Raw genomic sequence first — 19475 nt, forward strand, 5'->3', positions numbered from 1 at the left:
ACGCGGCGGTGCGCCGATCAGCCGGCGAACGCGCAGTGCATCTTGACCACGGCATCCGATGCCGGGTCCGAGATGAATCCGAAGAATCGGGCGCCGTCGGCCGTGACGAGCGGTGCCGGCGGAAGCTCGAACACACCGATCTCGGCTGCCGGGTCGATCACGAGGTCGGCGGATGCCGGCGGTGCAGCCCGGCCTTCGATGCCCGTGTCCGCGATGCCGTCGAGCCAGGTGGATGCCGGACAGACACCGCCCCACGCCGGGATCGGCGCCGTCTGCACCGGGTACGGCGCGCCATCGAACGCCTGCACGCCGACAGTGCGCACGAGCGTACCCGTGCCGCCGTCCGCGCAGGAGCGACCATCGTCGCTGCTGGGGATGCGCAGGGTCAGGTCGATCTCGAAGCCACCGTCGACGGCGGTGACCGAGTGAGTAGCGTCGCCGCATCGCGTGGTGCGCGCGATGGGGTACTCGACCTGCGTCGCCGTACCGTCGTCACCGCCCAGCCAGATGTACCAGAGTTCGGTGACCGCGTTGCCGTCCGCCTGCGTGATGGTGATCGCGGCATCCGGGATGCCGTCACCATCCGCCTCGCCGATCACCGGGGCACCGATCGTGTAGGTGCGTGACAGGTCGTCCACGCCGGTGCCGTCGGCCATCGTGATCCGCATCGGCGTGCCGAGTCCGTCGGGAGCGAACGACCACTCGGCATCCGCCACGGCAGCGGCGAAATCGAGGTCGGGTGTCGCGGGCGTCTGCGGCCCGGTGGTAGCCGGCGCTGGCTCGTCGGGCGGATCGGTCGCGGTCACGCCGCTTCCCGTGCCGCACCCTGCCAGTAGGAGCGCCAGGCTCGCGGATGCCGCCGTCACGGCCGGCCACGCACGGCGGGCGTTCACGCGGACACCTGCGGCATCGCGGCCGGGGCGGCGAGCACTGCCGTGTCTGCGGCCCCGATGGCCTCGCCGAAGCGGTTCGGAAAGGCGATGGGAAGCAGTTCGAGGCGCGCGCCGCCGATGCCCATCGTGACGGCGATCATCGCGTTGCGGGCGACGGGCGCACCCTGCACGTCGACCGGTACGCGCTCGTCGAACGGTCGCGCCGCGATGGCCTTCAGCCGGTCGGTCGCGTACGACACGTCTTCGGGACCGAACTGCTGCACGAGGTTCGGCACCCATGCGCCGATGACGCCGCCGGAATGCGTCTGGTCGCCGCCGTAGTCGGCGGCGACACCACGGATCAGGTCCGCCATCCACTCGCGCGCAGCGGGCGTCGACATCGACACGACGCGGAAGGTGTCCTCCCCCGCCACCTCGAACACCGCGAACAGGGCGTCGCCCATGAGGTTGTCCCGCGTCGTCTGGGACAGCGAGAGGTTCAGGTCGCCGCCGCCCTGGATCGTCCCGGAGGTCGTGGATGCCGTGGTGCTGCGGGTTGTGCTGTTCGACCATGCGCGGTCGTACCCGTATCGGGTGTCGCCGTAGGTCCGTCCGGTCGTGGTTCCGAAGCTCGTCGCGAACATGCGCAGCCGCAGTTCGAGGGTTCCGGTGATCGCGCCCTGCGTCTGCTGGTCGAAGTGGCGCTCGATCTCGATGAGGCGCGCACCGCTGATGCCCGCTGCCTGCTCGTCGGTGTACATGACGGCCCGCGGCAGCTGCACGAACTCGACGAGTCGGCGGTGCAGGGCTTCGGCCAGTGCCTTGTCGCGCGCGTTGAAGCGTCGCGCCCGGATCTCACCGAACACGCCGATGGCCAGGAGGACCACCCCGAGGAGCAGAAAGATCCATCCGACGAGCGCTTGACCGCTGATGAAGGCCTGCTCGAAGGACACCCCACCCTGACCGAACAGCGACGCGAACGTCCACGAGCAGATCGCCCAGACGACGAGCACGACGATGCCCCAGACGAGGAACCCCCGCTTGCGCAGCCGTCGCGCTGCGGGCGACATCCCGCTCACCACGCTCACCGTCTGCCCCCGCTCGCGCCGCCCCACCCGCGCTGCGTCCGACCTCGTACCCTCCACGACATCGCCCTCAACCCCATTCACACCGGTCACAGATCCCCTGCTCCCGCCATGCTAGCCAGCCGTGTCGGTGCGGCGTCAAGACATCGCGTCAAGCGCGCTCGGCAGGTTCCGAACGACACAAAACGTTCCAATTCCGCGGCGTCTGTGCTAAGCAGGGGTAGCCCTCCGCCTCCCCCGGACGTCAGGACCCCCAATGAACAGGCGCCCCCACGCCTGCGCCGTACTGCTGCTCGCCGTCGTCGTAGGTGCTCTGTCCACTGCCTTCCCCGTTACCGCTGCCCCGGCAGCGGCCGCCGCCGCGGAATGCTCCGCGACGGCACAGACCGAGCTGCAGAAGCGACTGCTCGCCGAGGCCAACGCCGAGCGACGAAGCGCCGGCGCGGCGCCGGTCGCACTGCACACCGACATCAACGCGGTGGCGCTCGCCTGGTCGAAGAAGCAGGCCGCTGCGAACGACATGTCACACAACCCGTCGTGCTCGTCGCAGATCCCGTCCGGGTGGCGCGCTGCAGGCGAGAACGTCGCCGCGGGCCACCGGATGACCGCCGTCATGGACGGCTGGATGGGCAGCCCGGGACACCGAAAGAACATCCTCAACAGCTCGTACACCAGCATGGGCGTCGGCGTCGCGTGCTCCAGCAGCGGTCGACCGTACTACACGCAGGTGTTCGCGGCGTATCCGAGCTCGGTCTTCGGCGACGCGCCACGGCTCTGGGGCTCCGACCGCTATCAGACCGCCGCCGCCGTGTCTGCGTCGCGCTTCGCCGCAGGCGTGGGGGTCGTCTACCTGGCCAATGGCACCGCCTTCCCCGATGCGCTGGCCGGCGCCGCTGCGGCGGGCACGCGCAACGCACCGGTGCTGCTGACCGAAGCGGACGCGCTGCCGGCCGCCACGGCGAAGGAACTCGCCCGCCTGCAGCCCAAGTCGATCGTCGTGCTCGGCGGCACGGCCGCGGTCGCCGACGCGGTGGTCGCCGCCGCATCCCGCTACACCACAGGGCCCGTCAAGCGGATCGCCGGCGCCGACCGCTATGAGACGTCGGCGCTCGTCGCGAACACGTTCGCGCCGGGGATCTCGGTCGCGTACGTCGCGGCCGGGTCCACGTTCCCCGACGCCTTGGCGGGTGCTGCGGCCGCGGGCACCCGCAATGCTCCCGTGCTGCTGGCGACCCGCGCCGGGATCCCCGACCCGACGGCGAAGGCGCTCACGACACTCAAACCCAAGTCGATCGTGGTCCTCGGCGGTACCAGCGCGATCAGCGACGCCGTGCTCGGGTCGCTGCGCTCGTACACGGGCGGGTCGGTCACCCGACAGGCAGGCGCCGACCGGTACGCGACCGCAGCGAAGGTCGCAGACACCTTCCCGACGTCGACGACGACCGTCTACGTCGCCAACGGCAACACATTCCCCGATGCGCTCGCGGGCGCCGCGGTGGCGGGCACGTCAAGCGTGCCCGTGCTGTTGACGTCGGGCTCGAGCATCCCGACCGCCACGGCAGTCGCGCTGTCGCGTCTGGATCCGAAGAAGGTCGTGATCCTCGGTGGTTCCGCGTCGATCAGTGAATCCGTGCGCGCGCAGCTGCTGCGCTACGCGACCGGTTGAGCGCTCAGCCGCGGACGACGTCCGCGAGCCGGTCAGCGATCGCCTGCGCGGTCTCCGAGTCGGCGGCTTCGACCATCACTCGCACCATCGGCTCGGTGCCGGACGGGCGCAACAGCACCCGGCCGGTGTCGCCGAGTTCCACCTCAGCGACGGCGACAGCCGCGGTGACGTCGTCGTCGGTCGCGCGCGAGCGTTCGACGCCCTTCACATTGACGAGCACCTGCGGGAAGACGGTCATGACGGATGCGAGCTCGGCGAGCGTCTTGCCCTGACGGGCCATCTCGGCGCAGAGGTGCAGGCCAGTGAGCAGACCGTCGCCGGTCGTCGCGAACTCGCGCATGATCACATGGCCGCTCTGCTCTCCTCCGAGCCCGAATCGTCCCTCGTTCATGCGCTCGAGGACGTAGCGGTCACCCACGCCGGTCTGCTCGACCGAGATCCCGTGATCCGCCATGGCCCGGTGCAGGCCGAGGTTGCTCATGACGGTCGCGACGAGCGTGTCGTGCGCCAGCACCCCGCGGGTCTTCATCGCGACGGCGAGAATGGCCATGATCTGGTCGCCGTCGATGATCCGGCCGTCGGCATCGACCGCAAGGCACCGGTCGGCGTCGCCGTCATGCGCGATGCCGACATCGGCACCGGTGCGCACGACTTCTGCAGCGAGCCTGTCGAGATGCGTCGACCCGACCCCGTCGTTGATGTTCAAGCCGTCAGGGTCGGCTCCGATCACGGTGACTTTGGCGCCCGCGTCACGGAACGTCTCGGGCGAGACGCCGGATGCCGCACCGTTCGCGCAGTCGAGCACGACGTGCAGGCCGTTGAGCCGATGCGGCAGTGAGGCCAGCAGATGCACGACGTAGCGGTCCTCAGCGTCGGCGAAACGGCGGACACGGCCCACCTCGCCCCCGGTCGGCTGCAGCTTGGGCCCAGCCATCGCTTCCTCGATGCGGGCCTCGACTGCGTCGGGCAGCTTGACACCGCCGCGCGCGAAGATCTTGATGCCGTTGTCGGGCGCCGGGTTGTGCGACGCCGAGATCATGACACCGAAATCGGCGTCGATGTCCGCCACGAGATACGCCGCTGCCGGAGTCGGGATGACACCGGCATCCAGCACGTCGACGCCCGACGATGCGAGCCCCGCCGCGACAGCCGCGGTGAGGAACTCCCCCGAGATCCGCGGGTCGCGCGCGACAACCGCCGTCAGGCGCTTGCCTGCGGCCTTCCGAGCCTCCGCGATACGCCCCTGGCCCAGGACGACAGCAGTCGCCTGGGCCAGGGTGAGCGCGAGATCCGCGGTGAGGGGGCCGTTCGCCAGCCCCCGCACACCGTCCGTCCCGAACAGCGCCATCGGTGGATCAGCGCTTCGAGTACTGAGGAGCCTTGCGGGCCTTCTTGAGACCGGCCTTCTTGCGCTCCTTCACACGCGCATCGCGCGAGAGGAAGCCGGCCTTCTTCAGGGTCGGGCGGTTGTGCTCGGCGTCGATCTCGTTGAGCGCGCGAGCGATGCCGAGGCGCAGCGCACCGGCCTGGCCCGACGGGCCGCCACCGGAGATACGTGCGACGACGTCGTACGAGCCTGCAAGGTCGAGCACCGTGAACGGGTCGTTGATGAGCTGCTGGTGCAGCTTGTTCGGGAAGTAGTCCTCGAGGGTGCGGCCGTTCACCGTGAACGAGCCCGAACCGGGGACCAGGCGCACGCGGGCGATGGCCTGCTTGCGGCGGCCGACGGCAGCACCGGGAACTGAGAGGACCGGACGCGGGGTGGTCGCGGTGGCCTCGGATGCGGGGGTCTCGGTCGAGTAGTTCTCGGGGGTCTGGTCGAGGGAGTCAGCGATCTTCGCCATCAGATGTTTCCTTTACGTCTCTCGGCGGCGCTTACTGGGCGACCTGGTCGAAGGTGTACGGGGCGGGCTGCTGCGCGGCGTGCGGGTGCTCGGCACCGGCGTAGACCTTCAGCTTCGAGAGCTGCTGGCGGCCCAGCGAGTTCTTGGGGAGCATGCCGCGGACAGCCTTCTCGACCGCGCGGACGGGGTTCTTCTCGAGCAGCTCCTCGTAGGAGACGGCCTTGAGGCCACCCGGGTAGCCGGAGTGGCGGTACGCCATCTTCTTCTGGAGCTTCTGGCCGGTCAGGGCGACCTTCTCGGCGTTGACGATGATGACGAAGTCACCGGTGTCGACATGGTTGGCGAAGGTGGCCTTGTGCTTGCCGCGGAGGAGGGCCGCCGCGTGCGAGGCGAGCCGTCCGAGGACGACATCGGTCGCGTCGATGACCAGCCACTCGCGCTGGACTTCGCCAGCCTTGGGGGTGAAAGTGCGCGTCACGGTAGTGCTGCTTTCTGTGTTCGAACGGAGAGGTTCGTGAATCCCGCTCCGGGGTGCTTCCGCGATCGGGAAGATCAGGAAGACGCCGATGGAGGGCTCACGTTCGCGGTGCCGGCCAGCAACAGCCAGACACCAAAGGGAGAGTCTACGCGATGGACTTCTGAACCACAAAACCGATCGGCGCTAGAGCACGGGGTCGGCCGTCACCAGGATCGGCAGATGATCGCTTGATCCTTGCGGGAGGGTGGTCACCTCGACGATATGGAACCCCACCGACGTCGCGAAATCGTAGTGGCCCTTGAAGAACTTGTACCGCGTGTACGTGCGAGCGTCGGAGAGGTTCAGTTCGTAGCCGGCCTCTCGCACGATCTGACCGAGGTGCTCCTTGAAGACCGGGTAGTTGTAGTCCCCCACCATCAGGATCGGCAGGTTGTCACCCAGCGTCTCCATCTCGGCGAGTGCGGCGTGAATCTGCTTGCGGCGCAGTGAATTGCGGGCCGTCAGCGGTGCCGCATGGAAGCTCGCAACGATCAGGTCGCGGTTGTGGTCGATGTCGTGCAGGCGCACCGCGAGCAGTCGCTCCTCCGCCGGCTTGAGCACGCGGTCGTGGAGCGACTTCTTGAGGGCGAGCGAGCGCACCTCGCGCGCCGCGAAGAGGTTCTCACGGTAGTAGACGGCGAGGCCGAGCCGGTTGCGGCTGGTCGCCTCAGCGAGCCGCAGCCCGGAGATCTCGTGCGGGATGTCGCGCGTGTCGGCCTCTTGCAGGCAGAGCACGTCGGCCGCGTGCTGGTCGACCAGCGCCTCCAGCTCACCGACGGCGCGGTGCTTGCGCAGGTTGTAAGAGATGACCTTCATGTCCGGCCCAGCCTATGCCCGCAGCCGATGGATGCGCTGGGGGTTGCGCTGCGGCACGCGGTCAGTCCGCATCCATCGAGCGACGCGCCCGCGTCTGCTCCGCCCGGAGCGCGAGCTGCGCATCCGCCGGGTAGCCGACCTCGGTGAGCGTGAGTCCACGCGCGGCGAGCACCTTGATCTCGTTGGTCCGCGCCAGCGCATTGCGGATGTCGACCAGGTCGTCGGGGTCGAGCTTTCCGTCGCCGACCGCGACACACCCACCCACGAGCGCGCGGACCATGCTGTGGCAGAACGCGTCGGCCTTCACGTTCGCAATGACGACACCGTCGGCATCGCGGTGCCAGTCGAACTCGAGCAGGGTGCGAATCGTCGTCGCTCCCTCGCGCGGCTTGCAGTACGCCGCGAAATCGTGCAGGCCGCGCAATCCGCGCGCCGCGGCATCCATCGCCCCCACATCGAGCGATGCGTTCACACTCGTCGTGCGAGCGCGCTCGAGCGGGTCGTACCCGGTGAGCCGATCTGCGATGCGGTAACGATAGCGCCGCCAGACCGCCGAGAAGCGGGCGTCGAATCCCTCGGGCGCGGTGTCGACCGCGTGCACCGCGAGGTCGGGGTACTGCCCCAGCACACCGTTCAGGCGCGGCGCGAGGGCGCTCGGCACGGGATTGCGGGCTTTCGCGAGCCGCGCGAGCTGTCCCTCGTCGAGATCGAGGTGGGCGACCTGCCCTGACGCGTGCACACCGGCATCCGTGCGCCCGGCGACGACCAGCTGCGGATCACCGCCGAGCAGCCGTGCGACGGCCGCTTCGAGCGTGCCCTGGACCGTGCGCAGGCCGGGCTGGCGCGCCCATCCGCGAAAGCCCGTGCCGTCGTAGGCGAGGTCGATCCGGAGGCGCACCCTGTCAGCCTCATCCTCGGTCACAGCAGCGCGTCGATCTGCGCGCGCGTGGGTGGATTGGCGCCGGCGCGCGAGACGGTGATGCCCGCGGCGACCGCAGCTCTGCGCATCGCGCGCTCGAGTGCCGCCTCCTGCTCGAACAACTCGGCGTCGTCGAGGGCACTCGCGATGAGACTCGCCATGTAGGCATCTCCTGCACCGATCGTGTCGGTCACATGCACGGGCCACGCCGGCACGTTCACGAGGCCACCAGGGCCGTAGGCCATCGCGCCTTCGCCACCCTGCGTCATCACCACGATGCGGGGGCCGCGCCCCGCGAGATCCGGCAGCACCTCTTCGGGGATGCGCCCGGGGAACAGCCAGGCGGCATCCTCGTCACTGAGTTTGAGCAGATCTGCGGCCGCCGCAGCACGCCAGAAGCGGCGGAGGGCCACCTCTCGGTCGCCGACGAGGGCCGGGCGGATGTTCGGATCCACGGTCACGAGACGGCCCTCGTGCGCGGCTTGTTCGAGCGCGGTGAGCGCGACATCGCCGCCCGGGTCGAGGAACAACGCGATCGAGCCCGAGTGCACCGCGTCGGCATCGCACTCGGGGGCCTCGATCGCCCAGTCGAGGTCGAAATCGTACGCCGCGGAACCATCGGGCTGCAATCGCGCACGAGCCGTCGAGGTCGGCGCACCGGTCCACGACGCCGACACGATGCCGACGCCGGATGCCGCGACCTGCTCTGCGATGCGGATGCCGCGCTGGTCGGTGCCGATCCGCGTGTACAGCTGAGTGCGAAGCCCCTGACGCGCCAGGCCGACGGCGACGTTTGCCGGGCTCCCGCCGACGAACTCGGTCACGCCGCCCGGGCCGTCGACGATGTCGATCAGCGCCTCCCCGATCACGAGCACCTGCGTCTTCATGATGACTCCTTCGTCGTCCAGGTCACACATGCATGACGAGCGCGATCGAACGCTCGGTGGCGGCGAATCCCAATCCCTCATAGAGGGCGTTCGCACCGGTAGGACTCGCGGTGTCGACGTCGAGCACGGCCTTCTGCAAGCCCGCGGCACGGATCGCGTCGAGGGTGTTCGCGATCACCAGAGGGGCGAGTCCACGACGACGGTGCGACCGCACGACACCGATGAGGTCGATGTAGGAGTTGCTCGCGCCGAGCGTCTCCCAGTCGTCCTCGTTGACCGATGCGAGGCAGAACGCGACGATCCGCCCGCCGTCGAGCACCAGCCGTGAAAGGTCGGCTCGGAAGAACTCACCCCCGACAAACTGCATCCATCGCTGCGGTTCGGTCGGCCGGCTCCCCCAGTGATCGCGGAACGCGTCGTTGCGGGCTTCGAGCGCATCGAGATCGCGGTCGTGCGTGTACGCCACGACCTCGAGGCCGTCCGGCACCGTGGGGATGCCGGGGGCGTCGGCGAGATCGCGCACCATGCTGGTGAACCATCGCTCCACCTGGTACCCGGCCGCCTCGGCGAGGGCGCGCTGCCCGGCGTTGCGTTCTTCAGCGTAGATCTTCATCTCGCCCGAGACGCCACCGTCTTCGAGGTGCGCTGCGCCCTCGGCGAGTCGTTCCAGCCCCCGTGCGTGCTGCCACGCGAGGAGTCGTGCGCCGATGCCGCGCCGACGGTGCGCCGGGTGCACCGTTCCGCTGAGGTAGACAGTCAGCTCGCCGCCCTCGCGGCTCGGGTGCAGGAGCACCTCACCGTACGCGAGCAGGGTGCCGTCCGCGTCCTCGGCGAGCAGCATGTCTCGCGCCGGGTCCATCTCGGCAAGGTCGAACAGATCGGCGATGTCTTCGCGCGGCGTCGTCCACGTCGGGTGGTCGACGGGGTCGGCAGCGCCCATCAACGTGTGGATCGCGTCGATGTCGGCCGCGGTCGCGGGCCGCCAGGTGGCCACGTCCGGGTGCGAGGGCACCTGCGGCGCGGGAACGGATCCGAGACGGGCGGAGAGGGCGTCTTGAGTCACCACCTCACAGTACCGGCGTGGATCGGCCCACGCATCCGGATGGCCACATGCGAACAGGCCCGCATCCCCAGGGGATGCGGGCCTGTTCGCAGTGAGATCCTTACTCGGACTTCTCCTCGGCGGGGGCCTCAGCGGCCTCCTCCGTCGAAGCGTCCTCAGCCGGGGTCTCCTCGGCGGGAGCTTCTTCAGCAGGGGTCTCCTCGGCGGGAGCCTCTTCGACCGGAGCCTCCTCGGCGACCGGAGCGGCGGCCTTCTTGGCCGACTTCGCCTTCGGCTTCACCGGCTCGAGGACGAGCTCGATGACGGCCATGGGGGCGTTGTCGCCCTTGCGGTTGCCGACCTTCGTGATGCGGGTGTAGCCGCCCTCACGCTCGGCGACCAGCGGAGCGATCTCGGTGAACAGGACGTGCACGACTTCCTTGTCACCGATGACCGACAGCACCCGGCGACGGGCGTGCAGGTCGCCGCGCTTGGCGAAGGTGATGAGGCGCTCGGCGAGCGGACGAAGGCGCTTGGCCTTGGTCTCGGTCGTCGTGATCGACTTGTGGGTGAACAGCGCAGCGGCAAGGTTCGCCAGCAGCAGACGCTCGTGTGCGGGGCCGCCTCCGAGGCGGGGACCCTTCGTGGGCTTGGGCATTCTCAGTTACTCCAGGTGGGAAAGTCGATCAGCGGATCAGATGGACGACGACTCGTCTTCGTAGCCGCCGTAGAAGTGGGCGCCGTCGAAGCCGGGCACCGAATCCTTCAGCGACAGGCCGAGCGAGACGAGCTTGTCGCGAACCTCGTCGACCGACTTCTGACCGAAGTTGCGGATGTTCATCAGCTGCGTCTCGGACAGAGCGACCAGCTCGGAGACGGTGTTGATGCCCTCGCGCTTGAGGCAGTTGTACGAGCGGACCGACAGGTCGAGGTCCTCGATCGGCATCGACAGCTCGTTGGTGAGCACCTCGGCGACCGGCGCGGGGCCGATCTCGATGCCCTCGGCCTCGACGTTCAGCTCGCGAGCGAGACCGAACAGCTCGGTGAGGGTGCGGCCAGCCGATGCGACGGCGTCGCGCGGGTCCATGGATGCCTTCGACTCGACGTCGAGGACGAGCTTGTCGAAGTCGGTGCGCTCACCGGCACGGGTGGCGTCGACGCGGTAGCTGACCTTGGTGACCGGCGAGTAGATCGAGTCGACCGGGATCTGGCCGGCCTCGGCGTACTCGTTGCGGTTCTGGGTCGCCGACACGTAGCCACGGCCACGCTCGATGGTCAGTTCGAGTTCGAACTGCGCGCTGTCGTTGAGGGTCGCGATGACCAGCTCGGGGTTGTGCACCTCGACACCGGCGGGAGCCGAGATGTCGGCTGCGGTCACCTCACCGGCACCCGTCTTGCGCAGGTACGCCGTGATGGGCTCGTCGCGCTCGCTCGAGACGACCAGCTGCTTGATGTTCAGGATGATCTCGGTGACATCTTCCTTGACACCGGGGATCGTGCTGAACTCGTGCAGCACGCCGTCGATGCGGATGCTGGTGACGGCGGCGCCGGGGATCGAGGAGAGCAGGCTGCGGCGCAGCGCGTTGCCGATCGTGTAACCGAAGCCGGGCTCGAGCGGCTCGATGACGAAGCGGCTGCGGAACTCGCCGATCTTCTCCTCGGTCAGGGTGGGACGCTGTGCAATGAGCACTATGTGTTCCTTTCAATCACGTGCCCGCTATATGACACGTGCAGTTGGTGAGGTGTTGAGTTTTGCTCGTGGGATGCCGAAGCGCCCGCTCGTGCGGGGGCTCCGGCATCCGCGAAGGAAGTGATATCAGACGCGGCGGCGCTTCGGGGGGCGGCAGCCGTTGTGTGCCTGCGGGGTGACGTCCTGGATGGAGCCCACCTCGAGGCCGGCGGCCTGCAGCGAACGGATCGCGGTCTCGCGGCCCGAGCCGGGACCCTTCACGAAGACGTCGACCTTCTTGACGCCGTGCTCCTGCGCCTGGCGCGCAGCGGACTCGGCGGCCATGCCGGCGGCGTAGGGGGTCGACTTGCGCGAGCCCTTGAAGCCGACGCCACCCGAGGAGGCCCAGCTGATGACGGCGCCCGACGGGTCGGTGATCGAGACGATCGTGTTGTTGAACGTCGACTTGATGTGGGCCTGGCCCAGCGCGATGTTCTTCTTCTCCTTGCGGCGCGGCTTGCGCGCAGCGGTCTTGGCCTGTGCCATTTCGTTCTTCTCCTAAACCTGGGGCCGGCGCTTAGCGCGCCTTCTTCTTGCCGGCGACGGTGCGCTTCGGGCCCTTGCGGGTGCGCGCGTTGGTCTTGGTGCGCTGACCGCGCACCGGGAGGCCGCGGCGGTGGCGCAGGCCCTCGTAGGAACCGATCTCGACCTTGCGGCGGATGTCGGCGGCGACCTCTCGACGGAGGTCACCCTCCACCTTGTAGGTGCCCTCGATGTGGTCGCGGAGTGCGATGAGCTGGTCGTCGGTGAGGTCCTTGACGCGGATCGACTCGTCGATCTCGGTGGCCTTGAGGATCTCGACCGAACGGGTACGGCCGATGCCGTAGATGTACGTGAGTGCGATCACCACGCGCTTGTCGCGCGGGATGTCGACGCCGGCAAGACGTGCCATGCGGTTCTCCTAGGAGTGAGTGGAGGTGTGGAGCAGGATCGGTGCCCGGGCCTCCGCCCGAGGTGTCCCTGACCGGTGATCAGTTCTGATCCTGCCGTTGTGAGTATTCAGTTGTGTGCTGCGGGCCGCGTCGAGCGCGGCATCCGATCAGCCCTGGCGCTGCTTGTGACGCGGGTTCGACTTGCAGATGACCATGACGCGACCGTGACGACGGATGACCTTGCAGTGGTCGCAGATGGGCTTGACGGAGGGGTTGACCTTCATGATGTTCTTTCGCTGTCTTCGCCGGCATCCGGATTGCGATCCGGATGGGGCGTTACTTCTCGACCGGTCTAGCGGTAGCGGTAGACGATGCGACCGCGCGTCAGGTCGTAGGGCGAGAGCTCCACGACGACACGGTCTTCGGGGATGATGCGAATGTAGTTCTGCCGCATCTTTCCGGAAATCGTTGCGAGAACCTTGTGTCCGTTAGTGAGCTCAACGCGGAACATCGCGTTGGGCAGCGCCTCGGACACGACGCCCTCGATCTCGATGACACCGTCTTTCTTAGCCATAGCCTCGCTGACGCTTGTGCAGACCGGTCGGTCTGCGGTGAATGGGATGTGTGGTGACACGCCGAAACAGGCGCAACGCACCAAAGATCCAGTGTACGTGGTATCCGCCGACCCGGCAACTCGCCGTCGCCGCGGTGGCTGCCCGCCTGCCGCCGCGCCCCGAGAAACCAATGCTGCGCCCAGACACCACCGCACCGAGGGTTTGTCGCCGCGGAAGTGGTTTCTTGCGGACGGGGCATCGCCTCCTCCACAAGGGTGCCGGTGGGAGCGGGGTCCACAGATCGGGGTGCATGCCGGACGCGCGGTGAGGGCGTGGCGGATGCTGGGGCAATGACGCTTCTCGCACTCCCCACCCCGCTGGCGCTCGTGACTGCGGCTGACGCACGACTGGCTGGCATCGCCGTGTCGTCTTCGCGATTTCATCGTGTCCGCAGCGGCGTCTACGTGGACGCCGCCGCTTGGCGGGCGCTGGCACCGTGGCAGCGGTACGAAGTGCGGGTTGCGGCGTTCCTGCGGCGGCATCCGGATGCCGTGCTCTCGCACGAGTCCGCCGCCGTGGCACACGGGCTGCCCTGCTTCAGCGAGACCCGCGACATCCACGTGTTCGACCCGGACCGTACCGCATCGCGACGCTTCGGCGATGTGTGCGTGCACACCGCGGCGGACGGCCGCGACATCACCAACCTCGGCGGCATCCGTGCGACGTCGCTCTCCGACACCACCCTCGACCTGGTCCGCGCGTTGCCGCTCGGCTTCGGACTCGCGGTAGCGGATGCCGCCCTCCGCACCGGTGCCGACGCGAGCGATCTGATCGATCGTGCAGCCGAGCAGCTGACGGTACGCGGCCGCGCGCGTGTGGGCTGGGTCCTGCCGCGCGCAGACCGCCTCGCCGAGTCACCGGGTGAGAGCATCAGTCGCGCGGGCATGGAAGTGGGTGGTTTCGAGCGACCCGAGCTGCAGGTCGTCTTCACGTACGAGGGCTTCGTCGATCGAGTCGACTTCGAATTCCCGTCGGTGGGCGGCATCGGGGAATCGGACGGCTGGGGCAAGTACGACCTCTCCGATCCGGCTGCCGCGGAACGCCACCTCCGCAACGAGAAGCGCAGAGAGGATCGCCTGCGCCGGCATCACCCTCGCTTCGCGCGGTGGGACTACGGCGACTCGTGCCGAGTGACCCCGATGTGCCGCGCGTTGGTCTCGTCTGGCATCCCCCAGCGCTACCCGGGCTCGCCCGCACTCGCCGCGACACTCACGCGGAATCCGCGGGCCCGCACCTGAGAAACCACTTCTGCGCGAGAAACCACGGGGGCAGGGACGCCTCGCGACAACAGTGATTTCTCGCGTGGTCAGCGCGGGGGCGCGTCAGTCGAAGAGCGTCGCGAACTCGCCGACGGCGGGAATGGAGCTGTTGGCGATGACCTCGCCGTTGACAGCAAGCGTCGGCGTGCCGATGCCGGACGCGCCCGGCTGCACCGGGGTCTCTTTCGTCATCGCAGTGACGTAGTCGCCGTACTCGCGGTCGGTCACGCAGGCGTCGATGCCGGTGACCCCGGCATCCCCCGCGATCTCGAGCAGCTGCTCGTCGGTCAGTCCCGTCGTGCCTTCGGAGGGCTGGTCGGCGAACAGCGCCTGCATGAAGGGGTAAGCGGCATCGGCATCAGCTTCGGCGACGCAATACATCGCGTTCGCCGCACGCGTCGAATACTCGGTGTTCTGCGAGAAGCGGTCGAGGATCGAGATGGGGTGGATGTTGAGGGTGATCGTGCCGTCCTCGACAAGCGCGAGGATCTCTTCGCCGTACGCCTCCTCGAACTGTCCGCAGATCGGGCACATGAAGTCGAGGTAGGTGTCGAGGGTCTGCTCGCCGTCGCCGACCACGATCGCGCCGGTCTCCTGGACGATGCCGGCGCCCGTCGGCGGCGTGCCCGGATCGGTCGCATTGTTGTTCATCATGGCGACGACGACCACGAGCACCGCGATCACCGCCACGACCGCGACGCTCGTCCAGATCGCGAACCAGTTCGTCCTGCCCTGTGCCGCTGCCATCGGCCCGCCTCCTCAGTCGATCGCCACAGGCGTCACGCCGAACGGCGCAAGGTCTGCGGCTCCTCCGTCGGGTGCCGTCAGCACCCAGATGCCGTTCTCGTGCACGGCGACGCTGTGCTCCCAATGGCACCCGTCGCGTCCGTCCACGGTCGAGACCGTCCACTCGTCGTCCTCGACGAAGGTGGCTTCGGATCCCGCGGTGATCATCGGCTCGATCGCGAGGCACAGCCCGGGGCGCACGTCAGGTCCGAGGTCGGCGACGCGGTAGTTGAAGACCGTGGGACCCTCGTGCATCTTGCGACCGATGCCATGGCCGACATAATCGCGGAGGATGCCGTAGCCCTCGCCCGACGACTCGATGTGGGACTGGACGGCGTCGCCGACCTCTCCGACACGGGACGCCGATGCGAGTGCTGCGATGCCGGCCCACAACGAGCCCCTCGTCACCTCCGACAAGCGCTCGCGTGCAGCGACCACCTCGGGTCGCGTCGCGTCGGGAACGACGACGGTCATGGCGGAGTCGCCGTTCCACCCCTTGAACTGCGCGCCGCAGTCCACCGACACGATGTCGCCGGCCTCGAGCCGGAGCGACCCCGGGATGCCGTGGACGACCTGTTCGTTCACCGAGATGCACGTCGTGTGGCGGTAACCGCGCACGAGTTGGAAGTTGGACTCTGCCCCGCGCGAGACGATGACGTCGTGCGCGGCGGCATCCAGCTCACCGGTCGTCACTCCCGGGGCGATGATCGCCCGCACCGCGTCGAGCGCGGCCGCCGTGATGAGCCCCGGCTCCACCATCGCCCGAAGCTGGGCGGGCGTCTTGTAAATCGAGCGTCGGAAGACCACGTCAGGCCGAGATGCCGCGCGCTGCGAGGGCGGCGGTGATGCGCTCGGTGATCGCATCGAGCGAGCCGACGCCGTCGATCTCGTCGACGACGCCGCGTTCGCGGTACACGTCGAGGATCGGGGCCGTCTCGGACTCGTAGATCGACAGACGCTTGGCGATCGCCTCTTCGGTGTCATCGGCGCGACCCTGCTCGGTCGCGCGCAGCGCCAGACGCTGGATCGACTCGTCGCGGGGCACCGACAGCTCGATGACCCCCGTGAGCGCTTCGCCGCGGGATGCGAGGAACGCGTCGAGGTCTCCGACCTGGCCGAGGTTGCGGGGGTAGCCGTCGAGGAGGAAGCCGCCGGCGGCGTCATCCTGCTCCAGGCGGTCGCGCACGATCGCGCTCGTCAGCTCGTCGGGAACCAGGTCGCCGGCGTCGATGATCGCCTTGACCTTGAGCCCGAGCTCGGTCCCGTCCTTCACGTTCGCGCGGAACACATCGCCGGTGGAGACGACCGGGATGCCGAGTGCCTCGGCGATGCGCACGCCCTGCGTGCCCTTGCCCGAGCCTTGCGGGCCGACGATGAGAAGACGGGGAGCGGTCATCAGCGGAGGAGCCCTTCGTAGTGTCGCTGCTGGAGCTGGGCGTCGATCTGCTTCACGGTCTCGAGCCCGACGCCGACGATGATGAGGATCGACGCGCCACCGAACGGGAAGTTCTGGTTGGCGCCGACCGTCGCCAGCGCGATGAGGGGCAGCAGTGCAATGAGACCGAGGTAGATCGAGCCCGGCAGCGTGATGCGGGTGAGCACGTAGTCGAGGTACTCGGCGGTGGGACGACCGGCGCGGATGCCGGGGATGAAGCCGCCGTACTTCTTCATGTTGTCGGCGACCTCGACCGGGTTGAACGTGATCGCGACGTAGAAGTAGGTGAACCCGATGATCAGCAGGAAGTACACCAGCATGTACAGCGGGTGGTCACCGGTGGTGAAGTTCGCCTGGATCCAGGCGACCCAGCCGGGCACGTTGCCGTCGGCGTCGGGCGTCTGGTTGAACTGGGCGATGAGGGCGGGGATGTACAGCAGCGACGATGCGAAGATGACGGGCACGACGCCGGCCATGTTCACCTTGATGGGGATGTACGTGTTCGTGCCGCCGAGCGTGCGCCTGCCGACCATGCGCTTGGCGTACTGCACGGGCACGCGGCGCTGCGACTGCTCGACGAACACGACGAGGGCGACGACCGCGATGCCGATCGCGAGCACGAGGAGGAAGACCTCGAAGCCGTTGGTCTGCTGGATCGCCCACAGCGCCGACGGGAAGGTCGCCGCGATCGAGGTGAAGATGAGCAGCGACATGCCGTTGCCGACACCGCGCTCGGTGACCAGCTCGGCGAACCACATGATGAGGCCGGTACCGGCGGTCATCGTGATGATCATGAGCAGCTGGGCCCACCAGGCGTCGTTCGTCAGCACCGACTCGCACTCGGGGATGCCGGTGATGCCGAACAGCTGGCCGGAGCGGGCGACCGTCACGAGCGTCGTCGACTGCAGCAGCGCGAGCGCGATCGTCAGGTAACGGGTGTACTGGGTGAGCTTGGCCTGGCCGGCCTGCCCCTCCTTGTACAGCGACTCGAAGTGCGGGATGACCACGCGCAGCAGCTGCACGATGATCGTCGCGGTGATGTAGGGCATGACGCCCAGCGCGAAGATGGAGAGCTGGAGGAGCGCGCCGCCCGAGAACAGGTTCACCAGCGAAAGCAGGCCCTCGGCACTGCCCGACTGGTCGAGACACGACGTCACGTTCGGGAAGTTCACGAACGGTGCAGGGATGTGCGCGCCGAAGCGATACAGGACGATGATCGCCAGGGTGAAGCCGATCTTCCGCCGGAGATCCGGTGTGCGGAAGACCCGCGCGATAGCGCTGAACAAGACTGTTTCCTCCAGAGGGATGGCCGACGCCTCGGGAGACGCCGCCTCCCAGCGTACGGCAACAGGGGCCGGAGGCTCGCCTCCGGCCCCTGCCGTGGAATTACTTGATGCTGCCGCCAGCCGCGACGATCTTCTGCTCGGCGGAACCCGAGACCTTGTCGACCGAAACGGTGAGTGCGACCGAGATGTCGCCGGTGCCGAGCACCTTGACCTTCTCGTTCTTGCGGACGGCACCCTTGGCGACCAGGTCGGCCACGGTGACGTCTCCACCCTTGGGGTACAGCTCAGCCAGCTTGTCGAGGTTGACCACCTGGTACTCGACGCGGAACGGGTTCTTGAACCCGCGCAGCTTCGGCGTACGCATGTGGAGCGGCATCTGGCCACCCTCGAAGCCCTGGCGGACCTGGTAACGGGCCTTCGTGCCCTTGGTACCACGGCCCGCGGTCTTGCCCTTCGAGCCCTCACCACGACCGACACGGGTCTTGGCGGTGTGCGCGCCGGGAACCGGACGCAGGTGGTGCACCTTCAGCACGCCTGGACGCGTGGTCTCGGCATCCTTCTTCGGAGCAGCCTTCTCGGTGGCCTTCTTCTTCTCAGCCATCAGTCGATCTCCTCAACCTTCACGAGGTGCGCGACGGTCTTGACATACCCGCGCGTCTGCGAGTCGTCGGGACGGACGACCGAGTCGCCGATCCGCTTGAGACCGAGCGAACGCAGCGTGTCACGCTGGTTCTGCTTCTCGCTCACCTTGGACTTGACCTGGGTCACCTTCAGACGGGCGGCCATCAGGCACCTACCTTCTGCGCCTTGGCAGCCTCGGCCTCGGCACGGATCAGACGGGCCGGCGCGACCTGGTCGAAGTCCAGGCCACGGCGCGCGGCGACCGCACGGGGCTCCTCGAGCTGCTTCAGCGCCTCCACGGTCGCGTGCACGATGTTGATCGTGTTCGACGAACCCAGCGACTTCGACAGCACGTCGTGGATGCCGGCGCACTCGAGCACGGCGCGGACCGGACCACCGGCGATGACACCGGTACCGGCAGCGGCCGGACGCAGCAGCACGACACCAGCGGCGGCCTCACCCTGCACGGGGTGCGGGATGGTGGAACCGGCGCGCGGCACACGGAAGAAGCTGCGCTTGGCCTCTTCGACACCCTTCGAGATGGCGAGGGGCACTTCGCGGGCCTTGCCGTAGCCGACACCCACGAGGCCGTTGCCGTCACCGACGACGACGAGCGCCGTGAAGCTGAAGCGGCGGCCACCCTTGACGACCTTCGAGACGCGGTTGATGGTGACGACGCGCTCGAGGAACTGGCTCTCGTTGCGGTCGCGGCCACCGCGGTCACCGCGGTTGTCCCGGCGCTCACGGCCACCACGACGGGGCTCACGAGCCTCGCGCTCGGTGCCCGCGGCGTTCTGGCCGGCGGCATCCTGGGCGGGAGCGGTGTCCGCTGCCTGCTCGGTCACTTCGTTCTCCTTGTTCTCGGTCACAGGTTCAGACCTCCCTCGCGAGCGCCGTCGGCGATCGCAGCGACTCGACCCGCGTAGCGGTTGCCACCGCGGTCGAACACGACGTCCGAGACGCCGGCGGCCTTGGCACGCTCGGCGACGAGCTCGCCGACCTTGCGGGCCTTGGCGGTCTTGTCACCCTCGAAGCCGCGCAGGCCTTCCTCGAGCGTCGACGCGGAAGCGACCGTGTGGCCCTTGCTGTCGTCGACCAGCTGCACGAAGACGTGGCGGGCGGACCGGGTCACGACGAGGCGCGGGCGCACCTCGGTGCCCACGATCTTCTTGCGAAGACGGGCGTGACGACGCGCGCGGGCGTCGGACTTCGACTTCACAGCCAT

General features: G+C 68.3%; 25 protein-coding genes. 2 read left to right on the top strand and 23 right to left on the bottom strand.

What is annotated here, in order from left to right; genetic code table 11:
* Positions 1-17: 17 nt before the first annotated feature.
* Both AC3ENX_RS04200 and AC3ENX_RS04205 read right to left on the bottom strand, forming a co-directional pair.
* Positions 18-893 (bottom strand): hypothetical protein, encoded by an 876-nt coding sequence (locus AC3ENX_RS04200; protein ID WP_434810612.1) that lies wholly within the window; start codon positions 891-893, stop codon positions 18-20.
* Entirely contained in the window at positions 890-1951 is a 1062-nt protein-coding gene (locus AC3ENX_RS04205) for a hypothetical protein (protein ID WP_434810613.1), read from the bottom strand. Before AC3ENX_RS04205 ends, AC3ENX_RS04200 begins: the two co-directional genes overlap by 4 nt.
* A gap of 262 nt (positions 1952-2213) precedes the next feature.
* Between AC3ENX_RS04205 and AC3ENX_RS04210 the strand changes: the two genes are divergently transcribed.
* Positions 2214-3623, top strand: coding sequence for a cell wall-binding repeat-containing protein (locus AC3ENX_RS04210; protein WP_434810614.1), 1410 nt, complete (start codon positions 2214-2216; stop codon positions 3621-3623).
* Positions 3624-3627: 4 nt separating this feature from the next.
* Here the strand turns inward: AC3ENX_RS04210 and glmM are convergent, their stop codons facing one another.
* From glmM to infA, 13 genes are all read right to left on the bottom strand, one after another.
* Positions 3628-4971 carry a phosphoglucosamine mutase gene (glmM, locus tag AC3ENX_RS04215; RefSeq protein WP_434810615.1) on the bottom strand — a complete coding sequence of 448 codons (1344 nt, stop codon included), beginning with the start codon at positions 4969-4971 and terminating at the stop codon, positions 3628-3630.
* A gap of 7 nt (positions 4972-4978) precedes the next feature.
* Positions 4979-5467 carry a 30S ribosomal protein S9 gene (gene rpsI / locus AC3ENX_RS04220; RefSeq protein WP_434810616.1) on the bottom strand — a complete coding sequence of 163 codons (489 nt, stop codon included), beginning with the start codon at positions 5465-5467 and terminating at the stop codon, positions 4979-4981.
* Between the two features lie 31 nt (positions 5468-5498).
* Positions 5499-5945: a 50S ribosomal protein L13 gene (gene rplM, locus AC3ENX_RS04225; protein ID WP_434810617.1), complete on the bottom strand. Its 447-nt coding sequence runs from the start codon at positions 5943-5945 to the stop codon at positions 5499-5501.
* A 183-nt stretch (positions 5946-6128) separates the two neighbouring features.
* Positions 6129-6800, bottom strand: a complete 672-nt coding sequence (locus AC3ENX_RS04230) for an endonuclease/exonuclease/phosphatase family protein (protein WP_434810618.1) — start codon at positions 6798-6800, stop codon at positions 6129-6131.
* Between the two features lie 61 nt (positions 6801-6861).
* A complete protein-coding gene (locus AC3ENX_RS04235) occupies positions 6862-7698 on the bottom strand; it encodes a tRNA pseudouridine synthase A (protein ID WP_434810619.1) in 837 nt (278 codons plus the stop codon).
* Between the two features lie 20 nt (positions 7699-7718).
* A complete protein-coding gene (locus AC3ENX_RS04240; protein ID WP_434810620.1) occupies positions 7719-8606 on the bottom strand; it encodes a carbohydrate kinase family protein in 888 nt (295 codons plus the stop codon).
* Positions 8607-8628: 22 nt separating this feature from the next.
* Complete coding sequence (locus tag AC3ENX_RS04245; protein ID WP_434810621.1) at positions 8629-9669, bottom strand: GNAT family N-acetyltransferase; 1041 nt, start codon at positions 9667-9669, stop codon at positions 8629-8631.
* A 100-nt stretch (positions 9670-9769) separates the two neighbouring features.
* Positions 9770-10306: a 50S ribosomal protein L17 gene (rplQ, locus tag AC3ENX_RS04250; protein WP_434810622.1), complete on the bottom strand. Its 537-nt coding sequence runs from the start codon at positions 10304-10306 to the stop codon at positions 9770-9772.
* Between the two features lie 36 nt (positions 10307-10342).
* Positions 10343-11338, bottom strand: coding sequence for a DNA-directed RNA polymerase subunit alpha (locus tag AC3ENX_RS04255; RefSeq protein WP_434810623.1), 996 nt, complete (start codon positions 11336-11338; stop codon positions 10343-10345).
* Positions 11339-11464: 126 nt separating this feature from the next.
* A complete protein-coding gene (gene rpsK, locus AC3ENX_RS04260; RefSeq protein WP_056117708.1) occupies positions 11465-11863 on the bottom strand; it encodes a 30S ribosomal protein S11 in 399 nt (132 codons plus the stop codon).
* A 31-nt stretch (positions 11864-11894) separates the two neighbouring features.
* Entirely contained in the window at positions 11895-12269 is a 375-nt protein-coding gene (gene rpsM / locus AC3ENX_RS04265) for a 30S ribosomal protein S13 (protein ID WP_179432956.1), read from the bottom strand.
* Positions 12270-12416: 147 nt separating this feature from the next.
* A complete protein-coding gene (rpmJ, locus tag AC3ENX_RS04270) occupies positions 12417-12533 on the bottom strand; it encodes a 50S ribosomal protein L36 (RefSeq protein WP_005050492.1) in 117 nt (38 codons plus the stop codon).
* A 68-nt stretch (positions 12534-12601) separates the two neighbouring features.
* Positions 12602-12823 (bottom strand): translation initiation factor IF-1, encoded by a 222-nt coding sequence (gene infA / locus AC3ENX_RS04275; RefSeq protein WP_005050493.1) that lies wholly within the window; start codon positions 12821-12823, stop codon positions 12602-12604.
* A 330-nt stretch (positions 12824-13153) separates the two neighbouring features.
* Here infA and AC3ENX_RS04280 point away from each other — a divergent pair, with 330 nt between their 5' ends.
* Positions 13154-14101 carry a hypothetical protein gene (locus AC3ENX_RS04280; protein WP_434810624.1) on the top strand — a complete coding sequence of 316 codons (948 nt, stop codon included), beginning with the start codon at positions 13154-13156 and terminating at the stop codon, positions 14099-14101.
* An 84-nt stretch (positions 14102-14185) separates the two neighbouring features.
* Here AC3ENX_RS04280 and AC3ENX_RS04285 read toward each other — a convergent pair whose 3' ends face one another.
* From AC3ENX_RS04285 to rplR, 8 genes are all read right to left on the bottom strand, one after another.
* A complete protein-coding gene (locus AC3ENX_RS04285; RefSeq protein WP_434810625.1) occupies positions 14186-14869 on the bottom strand; it encodes a DsbA family protein in 684 nt (227 codons plus the stop codon).
* A gap of 12 nt (positions 14870-14881) precedes the next feature.
* Positions 14882-15715, bottom strand: a complete 834-nt coding sequence (gene map / locus AC3ENX_RS04290; RefSeq protein WP_434810626.1) for a type I methionyl aminopeptidase — start codon at positions 15713-15715, stop codon at positions 14882-14884.
* A gap of 1 nt (position 15716) precedes the next feature.
* The gene (locus AC3ENX_RS04295; RefSeq protein ID WP_434810627.1) at positions 15717-16304 is read right to left on the bottom strand and encodes an adenylate kinase; all 588 of its coding nucleotides are present in this window, start codon (positions 16302-16304) and stop codon (positions 15717-15719) included.
* Positions 16304-17629, bottom strand: a complete 1326-nt coding sequence (secY, locus tag AC3ENX_RS04300; protein WP_434810628.1) for a preprotein translocase subunit SecY — start codon at positions 17627-17629, stop codon at positions 16304-16306. Before secY ends, AC3ENX_RS04295 begins: the two co-directional genes overlap by 1 nt.
* A gap of 100 nt (positions 17630-17729) precedes the next feature.
* Positions 17730-18230, bottom strand: coding sequence for a 50S ribosomal protein L15 (gene rplO, locus AC3ENX_RS04305; RefSeq protein ID WP_434810629.1), 501 nt, complete (start codon positions 18228-18230; stop codon positions 17730-17732).
* A complete protein-coding gene (gene rpmD, locus AC3ENX_RS04310) occupies positions 18230-18415 on the bottom strand; it encodes a 50S ribosomal protein L30 (protein WP_144807117.1) in 186 nt (61 codons plus the stop codon). The genes rplO and rpmD overlap by 1 nt, the downstream gene beginning before the upstream one ends.
* On the bottom strand, positions 18415-19119 hold the full coding sequence (rpsE, locus tag AC3ENX_RS04315; protein WP_434810630.1) for a 30S ribosomal protein S5: 705 nt from the start codon (positions 19117-19119) through the stop codon (positions 18415-18417). Before rpsE ends, rpmD begins: the two co-directional genes overlap by 1 nt.
* Positions 19116-19475 (bottom strand): 50S ribosomal protein L18, encoded by a 360-nt coding sequence (gene rplR / locus AC3ENX_RS04320; protein WP_434810631.1) that lies wholly within the window; start codon positions 19473-19475, stop codon positions 19116-19118. The genes rpsE and rplR overlap by 4 nt, the downstream gene beginning before the upstream one ends.

This window comes from Microbacterium sp. bgisy189 (assembly GCF_057707225.1).